Origin of the sequence: Gluconobacter vitians, from assembly GCF_015244565.1 — a bacterium.
GTDB classification, from domain to species: domain Bacteria; phylum Pseudomonadota; class Alphaproteobacteria; order Acetobacterales; family Acetobacteraceae; genus Gluconobacter; species Gluconobacter vitians.
On sequence record NZ_JABCQG010000002.1, the window covers coordinates 104209 to 118995 of the forward strand.

The window sequence follows — 14787 nt, forward strand, 5'->3', positions numbered from 1 at the left end:
GATGAAGGATGCGCCACCCCCCGTCATTGCGATAAGATCATTGACCGGTCCGGTTTTTTAAAAAGGAGAGCGTTCCATGCAGCATCGCCCACAGCTCTTCTACACGACGGCCCCGGCCCCATGCCCCTATCTGCCGAACCGTACCGAGCGCAAGGTTCTCACCGAGCTCGCCGGTCCTGAAGCGGTCGCCCTCCACAATCGCCTTTCCCAGGCCGGCTTCCGCCGCAGTCATACCATAGCCTACGCACCGGTCTGTGTCGGCTGCCGTGCCTGCACGCCCATGCGCATCCCTGCCGCGACCTTTGCGCCGACCCGGACCCAGAGGAAAATCCGCAACCGCCATGCGGACCTTGTTGTCAGCATGGTTCCTCCAGTCCCAACGGACGAACAGTTCCGACTGTTCGAAATGTATCAGGCCGTCCGCCATGCTGATGGCGACATGGCCCATATGTGCTGGCGTGACTATGTGGATCTGATCGCCAATACCCCGGTTGAGACCTTCCTGGCCGAGTTCCGGCGCCCTGACGGGACGCTCGTCTGCGTCAGTCTGGTCGACCGCCTTTCAGATGGTCTGTCTGCCGTTTACACCTTCTATGACGTCAACGACCTGACGGCCTCATGGGGTACGTTCTCGATCCTTTGGCTGATCGAGGAGACCGCCCGGATGGGGCTGGATCATCTGTATCTGGGCTATTACGTCCCCGGCAGCCCCAAGATGGCTTACAAAGCCGCCTTTGGACCCGCCGAAATTTTCCGCGATGGCCACTGGGGCCTGCTGCCGGGTCTTTTTCCTGCCTGACGTCAGCTCTTGCGCAGCATCCACTGCGGCGCTGCTCGACCTACAGCGCCCCGACGTCCCTCAAGTGGCACCAGGTCCGCAGTCTGACGGATGCGCTGCCCTTCCTGCCACAGCAGCCCTTCGGACAGGGTGAGCGTTCGGATATCCCGCAGCGTGCTGTCGCCCAGTTTCTGGAACGCCACACCAGCACCACGCGTCATTTCCGGCACCTGTTCCAGCGGGAAGATCAGCGCGCGTTTGTTCTGCCCCAGGGTCAGCACATGGGTGCCGCCAACCGGAATACAGGCAAAGACCTCGTCGCCATCCTTGACGTTGAAAACCTGTTTGCCCGTCCGCTTCTCGGCCACCAGCCCCGCTTCGGACACGATCATGCCACGCCCGGCCGCCGAAGCGATCAGACGGCGCCCCTCATCCGAAACCGGGAACAGCGTCACCACACGGTCTTCCTGCGGTACCTCTACCACGGTCCGGAACGGCTGGCCGAAACCGCGTCCACGCGGCAGATCCGCTGCCTTGATCGTATAGGCCTTGCCGCTGCTGGAGATCAGGCACAGACGATCCGTGCTCTGGCATTCAACCGACAGCCAGCCTTCATCACCTTCCTTGAAGCGATGCCCCTGCGGATCGAGCCCATGACCCTTCATGGCCCGGATCCAACCTTCGCGGGACAGAAGGACCGTCAGTGGCTCACGGTCGATTTCCAGTGCCGCCGAAATATCAACCGGCTCCGGCGCAGCAGCGATCAACGTCCGCCGGTCTCCCAGCGGGCCAGAACCGTATTTCTTGATGGTCGCGTCTAGATCCTTGCCAATCCGGGTCCAGCGGCGGCGCTCTGAGCCCAGCAGCGTCTCAAGGGCTTTCTGCTCATCCGCAAGCTTGTCCCGCTCGCGCCGGATTTCCATTTCCTCAAGTCGCCGCAGGGAGCGGAGCCGCATGTTCAGCACCGCTTCGGCCTGAAGGTCCGTCAGGCTGAATGTCGCCATCAGGCTGACCTTGGGCTCGTCCTCTTCACGGATGATCCGGATCACTTCATCGAGGTTCAGATAAACCGCAAGGAAGCCTTCAAGGATCTCCAGCCGCCGCAGGACCGCTGCGAGGCGATGGTTCGAGCGCCGCACGAGCACTTCATGAACGTGATCCAGCCAAGCCCGCAGAACCTGCTTCAGCGACAGCACACCCGGAACACGGTCTCCACCCAGAACATTCATGTTCAGGCTGAAACGGTTCTCAAGCGCCGTGTTGCGGAACAGTGTCTCCATCAGGACTTCAGGCTCGACACCCTTGGTCTTGGGCTCCAGCACAAGGCGAATATCGGTCGTACTCTCATCACGCACATCGCCCAGAAGCGGTAGCTTGCGCTGCTCCATCAGGTCGGCGATCTGCTCGATCAAGCGGGATTTCTGCACCTGATATGGGATCTCGGTAACGATGATTACCCAAGTGCCAAACCGCCCCTGCTCGACTTCCCAACGGGCCCGCGTCCGGAAACTGCCACGGCCGGTTTCGTAGGAGCGGATAATGGAGTCGCGCTCTTCCACCAGAATGCCGCCCGTCGGAAAATCCGGCCCGGGCATGAGATCTACCAGTTCGGCGATCGTCACATCCGGTTTTTCGATCAGAAGCTTCGCGGCCCGGCAGATCTCGGCAGCATTATGCGGCGGGATGCTCGTCGCCATGCCCACGGCAATGCCTGCCGCACCATTGGCCAGCAGATTCGGGAACGTGCCTGGCAGTACGATCGGCTCGTGATCTTCATTGTCATAGGTCGCGCGGAAATCGACCGCATCGTCCTGAATCCCGTCCAGCAACGCCTGCGCAACTTCCGTCAGGCGGCTTTCGGTGTATCGCATGGCAGCCGCACCATCACCGTCGATGGAGCCGAAATTGCCCTGCCCCTCGACCAGCGGATAACGGACCGCAAAATCCTGTGCCAGACGCACCAGCGCCTCGTACACGGACGCATCGCCATGCGGATGGAACTTACCGATCACATCACCGACGACACGTGCACACTTTTTAAACCCTGATGTGGGATCAAGGCGAAGCTGCTGCATCGCATAAAGGAGGCGGCGGTGTACCGGCTTCAGGCCATCACGCACGTCCGGAAGGGACCGCGACATGATTGTCGACATCGCATACGCAATATATCGCTCGCTCAGAGCCTCAGCGAGCTTGGTATCCTCGATATGACCAGCCAGATCCGTTCCCATGCATCTCCCCTCTTTCGTGCAGGACTTAGACACTGGCGTGCCATCCTGTCCAGCGCTCTCCTCATCGGCACGGCCGCCTGTTCACCCTACCGCCCGGTTCAGAAGGCGGAAGTCTCGTTCGCGCTGGCCGGGTTCAGGGCACACCCTGCCGATACGACCGCACGCTGGGCCATGATGAACCTCCTGCCCCCCAACACCCTGACCTACCGTATGCAGAATGGGCAGCCAGTCCTGCTCTATGCCGATCCGATCGCCTGCGGCTGCGTCTATATGGGCGACAAGACGGCCTATGCTGCCTACAAGGCCAGTCATCCGATCGATATCGCGCAGGAGCAGCGCATGACGGCCGAGATCAACCAGCATCCGGGCTGGGACTGGTCCGTCTGGGACAGCACGGCCGATGTGGACGTCGTCAACGGTTTGCGCCCCGGCCCCAGCCACGTTTTCTACTGATCGGACTCCGCATCAGCGTCCGGTGCAGGCTGAAGCCGCTGCACATACTCCACCAGCCGCTCCCGCGCTGCGGGCAGCGGCTGGTGCCGCACGCCAAAGACCCAACGCGACAGGAAATGTCCCGTCAGCGCCAGGCCATTTTTCCAGTCCTCGGGTGTTCCGTCCTGTGTCTCGTCCGTCATCAGTGCGGGTAGCGGAAGAAGCCTGTCCCGCCATTCACCGGCACCTTCCCGGCTCACCGCCCGTCCCGACCGCGGCGACACATAAATCAGATCCTCCCGCGCGCCCGTCACCGCACATTCCGACAGATCCAGCCCATAACCGAGCCCAGCCAGAAGCTGGGCTTCCCAGCGCAGATAGGCCCCCATCGGCGCAGGCTCGGGCGCCACGCTGATCAGTGTCAGAAGGCGGACCAGCCGCATGAAAAGCTCCGGATGTGGCTCGCCCTGCGGTAACGCCCCATCGACCAGCGCACAAGCGCTGCTCACCATTTCAAGCTGCAACGGAGCATCCAGAATACGCCCTGCCACGCACTGAACCGGCTCGGCCGTCAGAGTCCCGAGCTGATCTGCGAGCCGCGCGCGCCAGCGCGCCATGACCAGATTGCCGGTCTGCCACAGGGAAGCCTGACGGCGGGACGCTCCCCCGCGCGCCATGCCATGTGAGACCCCGTGCTCTTCGCTGAACAGATGAACAAGCGCGCTTCCCTCACCATAAGGTCGGACTGACAGAACCAGCGCAGCCGCTTCCCATTCCATCGTCCATCCTCCCTGATCCGCACGCCAAAACGCAGAAAGCCCCTGCACGCCGGAGCGCACAGGGGCCTTTCTACAGACTTTCGAGCCCGACCTGAACCGGGCAGACCCGGCTCAGGACAGGAACGGAAAATCTTACTTGGTGCCGGCAGCAGCAGCGACTTCAGCAGCGAAGTCGTTCTCTTCCTTTTCGATGCCTTCACCGAGCTGGAAGCGCTCGAAACCGACCAGCTTTGCACCAGCCTTGTCGACGATCTTGGACACGCGGCTCTCGCCGTCCAGAACCCACACCTGCTCCAGAAGAACGACTTCTTCATAGAACTTGCGGATACGGCCTTCGACCATCTTTTCGATGATGGCTTCCGGCTTGCCGGACTCACGGGCCTGCTCGATCAGAACGGCGCGCTCGCGCTCCAGGGACTCCGGATCGACGCTGGCAACGTCCAGAGCAGCCGGACGGGTTGCGGCAACGTGCATGCCGATCTGGCGACCCAGCGTCAGCAGGGCGTCGGACTCGGACGGAGCTTCCAGAGCGGCCAGAACGCCGATCTTGCCAATGCCCGGACGCAGTGCGCTGTGGACGTAGCTGGCAACAACGCCGGACTCGACCGACAGGACCTTGGCGCGACGGATGGCCATGTTCTCGCCGATCGTGGCGATCAGGTGCGTCAGCTCGTCAGCAACCGTACGGCCCGACGGAACCTTGCCAGCCTTGATGGCGTCCAGATCGTCGCCGACTTCCAGAGCAACATGAGCGACCTGCTCCACGAATGCCTGGAATGCCTCGTTACGGCCCACGAAGTCCGTCTCGGCGTTCACTTCGACCATGGCAGCGCGGTTCTTGGCGGACACAACGCCGACCAGACCTTCAGCCGTCGTACGGCCGGACTTCTTCGCAGCCTGGGACAGACCCTTCGTGCGCAGCCAGTCGATGGCAGCTTCCATGTCGCCGGCAGCTTCCGTCAGGGCCTTCTTGCAATCCATCATGCCCGCGCCGGTCTTCTCGCGCAGTTCGCGGACCAGGGCTGCTGTGATTTCTGCCATTTATCTCATCCCTCAAAAAAGATCATGCGGCCGGACGATTTCGCCCGGCCGCATGCCGTGTTTCAGTTGCCGTTTTCCATGACCGGACCCCGGCAGTCTGTTCAGCCGGCGGAAGCGGGAGCTTCTGCGCCTTCAGCAGCGGCGGCTTCCAGAACAGCCGTCTCAGCCGGCAGTTCTTCAGCAGCACCGATGTCCTGACCCGAAGCAGCCAGCTCGGCAGAAATACCGTCGAGAACCGCACCGGAGACCAGATCGCAATACAGGGTGATGGCGCGGATGGCGTCATCGTTGCCCGGGATCGGATAGGTCACGCCAGCAGGATTGGAGTTGCTGTCGAGGACGCCGATGACCGGAATGCCAAGCTTCGTGGCTTCTTCGATCGCCAGCTTTTCCTTGTTCGTGTCGATCACGAACAGCAGGTCGGGCAGACCACCCATTTCCTTGATGCCACCAAGGGAGCGCTCGAGCTTCTCGCGGTCACGCGTGATGTCGAGAACTTCCTTCTTCGTCAGACCAGCCGTGTCACCGGACAGCATCTCGTCGATCTGGCGCAGACGCTTGATGGAACCCGTGATGGTCTTCCAGTTGGTCAGCATGCCGCCGAGCCAGCGGTGGTTGACGTAGTACTGGCCGCAACGCTGTGCAGCTTCAGCAACATGGTCAGCCGCAGCGCGCTTGGTGCCGACGAACAGGACGCGGCCACCGTTGGCGACCGTGTCACGGACAACCTTCAGGGCGCGGTCCAGCATCGGAACCGTCTGCTGCAGGTCGATGATGTGAACCTGGTTACGCACACCGAAGAGGTACGGCGCCATGGCCGGGTTCCAGCGACGGGTGTGGTGACCGAAATGAACGCCGGCTTCAAGGAGCTGGCGCATGGTGAAATCAGGCATTGCCATGATTCAGAATTCCTTGCGTCTGGTTGAACCTCCGCATGGCAACGTCCCCGAAGGGACACCAGAAAACCCTAGAGCCATGCGTGCGGATTGCTCTCATCGGGAGAAAACTCCGTAGAAGAACGGTCGCGATATGGCGGAAAAGGCCTGCAGACGCAAGACCTGTCAGCAGAGTTTCACACAATACTGCCCCGGTCAGACCTGTAAGGCCTTCTCAACCCCCCGCAATGTCCGCAACCGCTCTGCAAGACGTGGCGTCACCCGGTAATGTCCCGGAATGGAGATTTCGACATCCTGCGTCTCCTCAACAGAAGGCAGCAGTTTCACACGCCCGAAGCCACCCTGAACCTCTTCCAGCAGGGAGGCCAGATCCGGCACGGACGCATCCTCATTCAGCCAGACACGGATTTCCGAACGCTCGGCCGCAGCCGCGACCTCCAGATCCATGACATTCTGCGCCGTAATCCGCAGCGCATCGCCATCCACCTTGAGCTCCGCCGTCACCAGAATGGCCTGTCCCGCCACCAGCAGATCCCGGCAGGACGTCAGCGTCTCGGAAAACAGCGTAACCTCACATCCGCCACCACTGTCTGACAGATTGACCCAGGCCATTTTCTTGCCGGTCCGTGTCGGCCGTTCCTTGCGATCCACAACACAGCCGGCGATCTTGACGCGCGTCGTCCCTGTTTTTGCAGCATTTTCCAGCGCATTCGATGGCGTTACACCCAGTCGCCTCAGGACGCTGCGATACGCATCCAGCGGATGCGCACTCATGTGGAACCCGATAGCCGAAGCTTCCAGCGAGAGACGTTCAAAGTCGGGCCAGGGCCGACCTTCGTTCAGACGCAGAATCTCACGTTCCTGACCCGCACCTCCGAACAGTCCGGCCTGGCCCATCTGCTGCTCCTGCGCCCGCGCCTGCGCCCGGCGCAACAGAATGTCGGCACTCGAAAAAACAATATGCCGCTCCTTGAGAAGACTGTCGAAAGCCCCTGCTTTTGCAAGACTTTCCAGCTGGATCTTGTTCAGGCTCTTCGGGTCACAGCGCTCCGCAAAATCCGTAAGATCCTGAAACGGTCTGTCCCCACGGCAAGCCACGACACTCTGCATCGCGGCCGCGCCCACACGTTTGATGGCCGACAACGCATAACGGATCCCCTGACGCCCGTCTTCCAGTGTTTCAATGGAAAAATCTGCCAGAGATTTATTAATATCAACGGGTAACACGGGAATCTTCATTCGTCGTGCTTCCTGACACAGAGCCGCCAGCTTGTCCGTTTTTTCCCGTGCCAGAGACATGCAACCCGCAAGGAATGCGACCGGATGGTTCGCCTTCATCCAGGCCGTCTGATAGGACACCAGCGCATAGGCTGCGGCATGTGACTTGTTAAAGCCGTAATCCGCAAAACGAGCCATAAGATCAAAGACTTCGACCGCTTTTTCCTGAGGAATACCACGCGCGGTCGCCCCCTCAGTGAAGATTGCGCGCTGCTTCTCCATTTCCGCTGCGATCTTCTTGCCCATCGCACGCCGCAGCAGATCCGCGCCACCCAGACTGTAGCCCGCCATCTTCTGGGCGATCTGCATGACCTGCTCCTGATAGACCATGATCCCATAGGTCTCTTCAAGAATATCGCGGATTTCCTCGTGCGGTGGCTCCCATGGCTCGCCATGCTTGCGTCGGCAGTAATCCGGAATGTTGGCCATCGGTCCCGGACGATACAGCGACACGCCCGCAATCAGATCCTCCAGCCGACTGGCCGCCATCTGCTTGAGCATGTCCCGCATGCCCGCGCCTTCGAACTGGAACACGCCGGCCGTATCGCCCTTGGCCAGCATCTCGAACGTCTTTGCGTCATCCAGCGGAATACGTGAGAGATCGACTGTAATCCCTTGTTCTTTAAGGAAATCCAGTCCCCGCTTGAGAATTGTAAGGGTTGTCAGGCCAAGGAAATCGAACTTCACCAGACCGGCCTGTTCGACATATTTCATGTTGTACTGCGTCACGAGCATGTCGCTCTTCGGATCGCGGTACAGCGGCACTAACTCCACCAGTTCACGATCACCGATCACCACACCCGCAGCATGGGTAGAAGCATGACGGTACAGGCCCTCGAGCTGCAACGCGATTTCCATGAGACGCTTAAGCGACTCATCGCTGTCCCGCATTTCCTGAAGCCGCGGCTCCCCATCAATCGCATCCGACAGCGAAACAGGCTTGGCCGGATTGTTCGGGATCAGTTCGGCGACGCGGTTAACCATGCCATAAGGCAGCCCCAACACACGCCCGACATCGCGCACAGCCGCCTTGGCCTGAAGCTTTCCGAATGTGATGATCTGCGCCACACGGCTCCCGCCATATTCCTTGCGCACATACCGGATCACTTCATCACGACGGTCCTGACAGAAATCGATATCGAAATCCGGCATGGAGACACGCTCAGGATTCAGGAAGCGCTCGAACAGCAGTCCGAACGGAATGGGATCGATATCCGTAATCGTCAGTGCATACGCCACCAGCGAACCTGCACCCGATCCACGCCCCGGCCCGACCGGAATATCATGCGCTTTTGCCCACTGGATAAAGTCGGCAACGATCAGGAAGTAGCCGGGGAAGCCCATCCGCGCGATGATATCGAGCTCCACCTGAAGGCGCTCCGAGTAAAGCTTGCGCTTCTCCTCATCCGCGCTGATCGCTTCAAGACGCTTTTCCAGCCCTTCCCAGGCCATGGCCCGCAGCGTTTCCTCTTCCGTCGAGCCTTCGCGGACCTTGGGGCAGATCGGCAGAAGCGGCTTGCGCGTGCAGGCCGCCACCGCGCATTTCCGGGCAATAATCAGTGTGTTGTCACAGGCTTCCGGAAGATCATGAAAGACGGCCCGCATTTCGGCAGGCGTCTTGAACCAGGCCTGCGGAGACACATGCCAGCGGTCTTCTTCCGCAATCGTCCGGCCCTGCGCGATACACAGCAGCGCATCATGGGCCTCATGCATTTCAGGCTTGGGAAAAAAGCTTTCATTGGTGGCGACCAACGGAATGTCCATCTGATCCGCCATCGGGATCAGAACACTTTCGACTTCCTGCTCCCCTGCCTCGCCAAGCCGGTTCAACTCGACCGCAATATTCCCCCGGAAAGCGTCTTCGAGACGGCTCAGTAGAGCCTGCGCCTCGGATTTCTGTTCTTCAAGAATCAGCTTGTTGATCGGCCCGCGATTGCCGCCTGTCAGCAGAAACAGCCCAGCAGCGTGCTGGCACAGAAAGTCGATCGCAACCGAAGGATCAGCCGGATCTCCGTTCAGAAAGCCTTCTGATGACAGGATCTGGAGATTTGCCAGCCCTTCCTCATTTCGCGCCAGAACCACCAGCGGCTCAGACATCGCTCCGGGTTTTGTGCTGCGCGGTGGGAGTGAAATCTGGCAGCCGACAATCGGCTGAACGCCATTGCTGCGACAGTACAGCGAGAATTCGAGCGCACCGAACAGATTGCCGCTATCGGTCAGGGCGACGGCCGGCATTCCGTTCTTGGCAGCTAGGCTTACGAGTTCCGGAATTCGGATCGCGCCCTGACTTAGCGAGTAAGCGGAATGATTTCTGAGATGAACAAAATCGGCATGAGACATGCCGTCATTCTATCAGGGACGGGCAGCGGATACAGGAGATTTTGATATTCCCTGCTCTATATCCTGCCTCAGAACGGAACCAGCTTTCCATCCCGCAGCGTCACGGTCCGGTCCATGCGGGAAGCCAGTTCGTCATTATGCGTGGCGATCAGCGCTGCCGCGCCCTCTTCCCGCACCACACGCAGAAGTTCGCCAAACACATGATCAGCCGTGCCGATATCCAGATTGCCGGTTGGTTCGTCCGCCAGAAGCAGCTTGGGCTGGTTGGCAAGTGCACGCGCAATTGCCGTCCGCTGCTGCTCGCCACCCGACAGCCGCCCCGGTAGCGAATCAAGACGATGCGACAGTCCGAAGCGGTTCAGCAGATCACGCGCCCGTTCCCGTGCCTTGCGCGGTGATACACCTGCGATCAACTGCGGCAGCATGACGTTCTCGCATGCTGTGAACTCACCAAGCAGATGATGGAACTGGTACACGAACCCGATCTGATCGCGCCGGATCGCCGTTCGGACCGTATCGCTCAGCCCACTGGCCGGCCGATCCGCCACGAACACCGTGCCCTCCGAAGGCGCTTCCAGCAGGCCTGCCAGATGCAGGAGCGTAGATTTCCCGGTTCCGCTCGGCGCCACCAGCGCCACGATCTCGCCGGACCGGAGTTCGAATTCCGCTCCGCTCAGAATTTCTAGCGTTTCTTCGCCCGACCGGAAACGGCGTATCAGACCTTCAAGACGCAGGGCACTCGCGCCCGTTGAAATTTCATTCATGACGCAGCGCCTCGATCGGATCGGTTCTCGCCGCCCGCCAGGACGGATACAGCGTCGCCAGCAGCGACAGGATCAGTGACATCCCGATCACTTCCCAGACCTGCGACCACACCAGCTTCGCTGGCAGACGCTCCAGAAAATAGACTTCCGGATTAAACAGGTTTGTCCCCGTGAGCGACTGGAGCCACTGGCGGATCCGCTCAATGTTCAGCGCAAACGCAATTCCGAGCGCCGAGCCCGCCACAGTCCCCACAATCCCGACGGATGCACCGCACATGAGGAAAATCCGCATGATTGCACCCCGGCTCGCACCAAGCGTCCGCAGCACGGCGATATCCCGCGTCTTGTCCTTCACCATCATGATGAGGGACGAAATGACGTTGAACGCTGCCACAAGGATGATCAGCGTCAGGATCAGGAACATCACGTTCTGTTCGACCGTTACGGCGTCCAGAAAGCCATTGGCGCTCTGCGTCCAGTCCAGCACACGCAAACGCGGATCTTCCAGACGTGCGGCAATGGCCTTGCGCGTCGGCTGCACATTCGACGGATCAGCCGTCGAGACCTGAATGAGTGAAACGGCAGACGGTCCCAGCATTAGGAACTTCTGCGCTGCAGGCAGCGGCACCAGGACAATGCTGGAATTGTAATCATTCCAGTTGGCGTCAAAAATGACCGCAACATGATAGGTCTTCACCCGCGGCATCGTTCCGAATGGCGTCGCCTGCCCGTCCGGAGACAGCAGCGTGATCGGAGACCCGATCGTCAGCCCGGCCCGGTCTGCCATCGTCGTGCCGATCGCAACCGCATTATCGCCGGTAAAGTCGTTCAGACTTCCCGCGATGATCCCGCTGCTCAGCGCTGTCCAGTCCCGGAGCGACTGCTGGGACACGCCCTGCATTTCCGCTCCCGACGAGAAGCGTCCTGCCTCCACCAACACAGTGCCCTGCGCCATGGGGATGACAGATTTTACGCCCGGAACCTGCCGGATTGCCGCAACATCGTTTTCGTAAGCCTCGATGGGACGCCCGTAGCCATACACGGTCAGATCGCCGTGCAGCCCCAGGATGCGCCCCATCAAATCGGCCTTGAACCCGTTCATCACCGACATAACGATGATGAGCGTTGCCACTCCAAGCGCAATCCCGATCAGGGAAAAAATGGCAATGATCGAGGCGAAACGTTCGCCACGGCGGGCGCGGAGATACCGCCCCGCCACCATGCGCTCAAAGCGGCCAAACATCAGGCAGCTCCGATTTTCGCCAGAGCGTCCTCGACCGACAGCTCGAACCGCTCGCCCGTGGCGCGCTGCTTGAGCTCGACCTTGCCTTCCTTGGCGCCACGCGGTCCGACGATGATCTGCCAGGGATGACCCATCAGATCCGCATCGTTGAACTTCACGCCGGCCCTCTCGGAACGATCATCATACAGCAGGTTCTCGGGATCGGTCCCGTAGATGCGGTCACAGATCGCATCGCATGCTTCGTCACCCTGACGCAGGTTCAGGATTGCAGCGCGATAAGGTGCGACGGAAGCCGGCCAGATGATGCCCGCATCGTCATGCGATGCTTCAATGATGGCACCGACCAGACGCGACACGCCCACACCATAAGAGCCCATGTGCGGATGGAACGGCGCACCGTCCGGACCGCTCACTTCGATCCCCATGGAGGCGGTGTATTTGGTTCCGAAATAGAAGATGTGACCGACTTCGATGCCACGCCCTTCCCGCTTGCGCTCGGCCGGAACCTTGGCCCATTCGGCCTCGTCGTGCTTCTCATCCGTCGCCGCATAGTGATCGGTCACGGTCGCAAAGAACGTGGCCAAGCTCTTGGCATCGTCACAATCCACCGGACGGCTCAGCCAGTCCTGTTCTTCAAGCGCTGCATCGAAAAACACGCCACTTTCACCCGTCGGCGCCAGCACCAGGAACTCGTGGCTCAGGTCGCCGCCGATCGGACCGGTATCGGCCACCATCGGGACAGCCCGCACGCCCAGACGCTGGAAGATGCGCAGATAGGACAGCATCATCCGGCGGTAGCTGGCGACGGCACCTTCGTAGGACGCATCAAAGGAATACGCGTCCTTCATCAGGAATTCACGTCCGCGCATCACGCCGAAACGCGGACGCACCTCGTCACGGAACTTCCACTGGATGTGATAGAGCGCCTTGGGCAGCTCCTTGTAGGACTTCACGGACGATCCGAAGATGTCCGTGATCATTTCCTCGTTCGTCGGCCCGTAAAGCAGATCACGGCCATGACGGTCCTGAATCCGGAGCATTTCCGGACCATAAGCGTCATAGCGGCCCGACCGGCGCCACAGTTCGGCCGACTGCAGCGTCGGCATCAGGACTTCCTGCGCCCCGATGGCGTCCTGTTCTTCACGGATGATCTGCTCGATATTGCGCAGAACCCGCAGCCCGGCCGGCAACCAGGCATAGATGCCCGAAGCGGTCTGGCGCACAAGGCCAGCCCGCAGCATCAGACGGTGAGACGCAATCTGCGCCTCGGCCGGAACTTCCTTCAGCGTCGGCTGGAAGGCTTTCGTCAAACGCATGTGTATTTCTCTCAGACGCGCAGCAGATGGACATCAACAAGCGGACGCTTCTGGAGCTTGCGCCCCAGAGCACGGCGCAGGGCCGTCTTGGCCGCATCCCGGAACGCCGCATCGTCCTGACGCAGTTCGTCGGGGATCTGGTCGATGGCATCGGCGAATTCTTCCTGAATCCGCACGCTTTCCGGATCATCCGATTCCAGCAGACCCGGCGCACTGATCTTCGGATCGCCGATGACATAACCTTCGTCATCAACGGCAAAGCTCGCCAGGACGATACCGTTGAACAGCATCTTGCGACGCGCTGCGAGAACGCCACCCGTCATCGGCAGCAGACGACCACCATCCAGAGCCAGACGGCCCGTCGGCGCCGTATCCACGACCTTCACCTCACCCGGAGACAAGTTCAGGATATCGCCATCTTCCAGCAGGATCGGCTCGGCACCCATTTCATGCGCCAGAGCGGCATGTGCCGTCAGGTGACGCCATTCGCCATGGGTCGGGATGCTGTATTTCGGACGGACAATCCGATACAGCGTGCGAATGTCCTCGCTGGTCGCATGACCGGACGTATGGACCTTCGCATCCTTGTCCGTCAGAACCGTTACGCCGCGACGCGACAGATTGTCCTGCACGGCCATGACGGCCTGTTCGTTGCCCGGGATCATCCGCGAGCTGTAGATCACCGTATCTCCCTCACCGAGGGCGATGTTCGGATGTGTATCGGACGCAATGCGCGACAGGGCCGAGCGCGGTTCACCCTGGCTGCCGGTGATGATCATCAGCAGGTTGTCGTCTTCGACGTCCCGGGCATCCTGCTCGGTCAGGAACGGCGGCAGATCTTGGAAATAGCCACACTCACGCGCCGCCGTCTCAAGATTGCGCAGCGAACGCCCAACGATCATGACCACACGACCGGAAGCCTGCGCTGCCTTTGCGATGCTCTCAACGCGCGCCACGTTACTGGCGAAGCACGTCACGGCAATCCGGCCTTCCAGCCCCGCGATCAGCTCCGTCAGGCCCGTACGCACATCGGCTTCTGACTCCGACTTGCCGGGCTTGAGCACGTTCGTGCTGTCACCGACCATGGCGAGCACGCCCTCGTCGCCAAGCTTGCCGAACGTTTCCAGATCCGTGACCGGACCGACCAGCGGGTTCTCGTCCAGCTTCCAGTCGCCCGTATGAACGATCAGCCCATGCGGCGTCCGCAGAGCCACGGCCTGCGCCTCGGCGACGGAATGCGTCACGGATACGAACTGCAGATCGAACGGCCCCACGTCAAAGCGCGAGCCCGGGCGAATGACGTGGATCTTCACCTGGTTGTTCAGATGCGCTTCCTGCAGCTTGCGGCGCAGAACCGCAGCCGCAAACGGCGTGGCGTAGACCGGGCAGCGCAGATACGGCCACAGATGCGCCACCGCACCCAGATGGTCTTCATGCGCATGCGTGATCACAAGACCGCACAGGTCCCGCGCACGGTCGGCAATGAAGGTCGGGTCCGGCATCAGCACTTCGGCTTCAGGCGTATCATTGCCCGAGAAGCCGATGCCGCAATCGATGGCAAGCCAGGTATCGTGACCGTTCTTCGTCAGGCAGTAGAGATTGAAATTCATGCCGATCTCGCCCGTCCCGCCCAAGGGCAGGAAAGACAGACCGTCCGGTTTTTCTGTCATGATGGTTCCTTGCAGTTAT

General features: G+C 60.6%; 11 protein-coding genes. 2 read left to right on the top strand and 9 right to left on the bottom strand.

What is annotated here, in order from left to right; translation table 11 throughout:
* The first annotated feature begins 76 nt into the window (after nucleotides 1–76).
* Nucleotides 77–799, top strand: coding sequence for an arginyltransferase (locus tag HKD24_RS02110; RefSeq protein WP_194258811.1), 723 nt, complete (start codon nucleotides 77–79; stop codon nucleotides 797–799).
* A 2-nt stretch (nucleotides 800–801) separates the two neighbouring features.
* Here HKD24_RS02110 and parC read toward each other — a convergent pair whose 3' ends face one another.
* The gene (gene parC / locus HKD24_RS02115; protein ID WP_194258812.1) at nucleotides 802–3009 is read right to left on the bottom strand and encodes a DNA topoisomerase IV subunit A; all 2208 of its coding nucleotides are present in this window, start codon (nucleotides 3007–3009) and stop codon (nucleotides 802–804) included.
* On the opposite strand from parC, the gene HKD24_RS02120 reads away from it, so the two are divergent.
* Nucleotides 2986–3462 (top strand): hypothetical protein, encoded by a 477-nt coding sequence (locus HKD24_RS02120; protein ID WP_194258813.1) that lies wholly within the window; start codon nucleotides 2986–2988, stop codon nucleotides 3460–3462. The genes parC and HKD24_RS02120 overlap by 24 nt on opposite strands.
* Here the strand turns inward: HKD24_RS02120 and recO are convergent.
* The 8 genes from recO to HKD24_RS02160 form a co-directional block, all read right to left on the bottom strand.
* Nucleotides 3456–4220: a DNA repair protein RecO gene (recO, locus tag HKD24_RS02125; protein WP_194258814.1), complete on the bottom strand. Its 765-nt coding sequence runs from the start codon at nucleotides 4218–4220 to the stop codon at nucleotides 3456–3458. The genes HKD24_RS02120 and recO overlap by 7 nt on opposite strands.
* A gap of 132 nt (nucleotides 4221–4352) precedes the next feature.
* Nucleotides 4353–5261 carry a translation elongation factor Ts gene (gene tsf, locus HKD24_RS02130; RefSeq protein WP_062502315.1) on the bottom strand — a complete coding sequence of 303 codons (909 nt, stop codon included), beginning with the start codon at nucleotides 5259–5261 and terminating at the stop codon, nucleotides 4353–4355.
* A 101-nt stretch (nucleotides 5262–5362) separates the two neighbouring features.
* On the bottom strand, nucleotides 5363–6160 hold the full coding sequence (gene rpsB / locus HKD24_RS02135; protein ID WP_011251676.1) for a 30S ribosomal protein S2: 798 nt from the start codon (nucleotides 6158–6160) through the stop codon (nucleotides 5363–5365).
* 192 nt (nucleotides 6161–6352) lie between these two features.
* Complete coding sequence (gene dnaE, locus HKD24_RS02140) at nucleotides 6353–9775, bottom strand: DNA polymerase III subunit alpha (protein ID WP_194258815.1); 3423 nt, start codon at nucleotides 9773–9775, stop codon at nucleotides 6353–6355.
* A gap of 68 nt (nucleotides 9776–9843) precedes the next feature.
* Nucleotides 9844–10539: an ABC transporter ATP-binding protein gene (locus HKD24_RS02145; RefSeq protein ID WP_194258816.1), complete on the bottom strand. Its 696-nt coding sequence runs from the start codon at nucleotides 10537–10539 to the stop codon at nucleotides 9844–9846.
* On the bottom strand, nucleotides 10532–11782 hold the full coding sequence (locus HKD24_RS02150) for a lipoprotein-releasing ABC transporter permease subunit (RefSeq protein ID WP_194258817.1): 1251 nt from the start codon (nucleotides 11780–11782) through the stop codon (nucleotides 10532–10534). Before HKD24_RS02150 ends, HKD24_RS02145 begins: the two co-directional genes overlap by 8 nt.
* On the bottom strand, nucleotides 11782–13098 hold the full coding sequence (gene proS / locus HKD24_RS02155) for a proline--tRNA ligase (RefSeq protein ID WP_194258818.1): 1317 nt from the start codon (nucleotides 13096–13098) through the stop codon (nucleotides 11782–11784). The genes HKD24_RS02150 and proS overlap by 1 nt, the downstream gene beginning before the upstream one ends.
* Before the next feature lie 11 nt (nucleotides 13099–13109).
* The gene (locus HKD24_RS02160) at nucleotides 13110–14768 is read right to left on the bottom strand and encodes a ribonuclease J (RefSeq protein WP_194258819.1); all 1659 of its coding nucleotides are present in this window, start codon (nucleotides 14766–14768) and stop codon (nucleotides 13110–13112) included.
* Nucleotides 14769–14787: the final 19 nt, after the last annotated feature.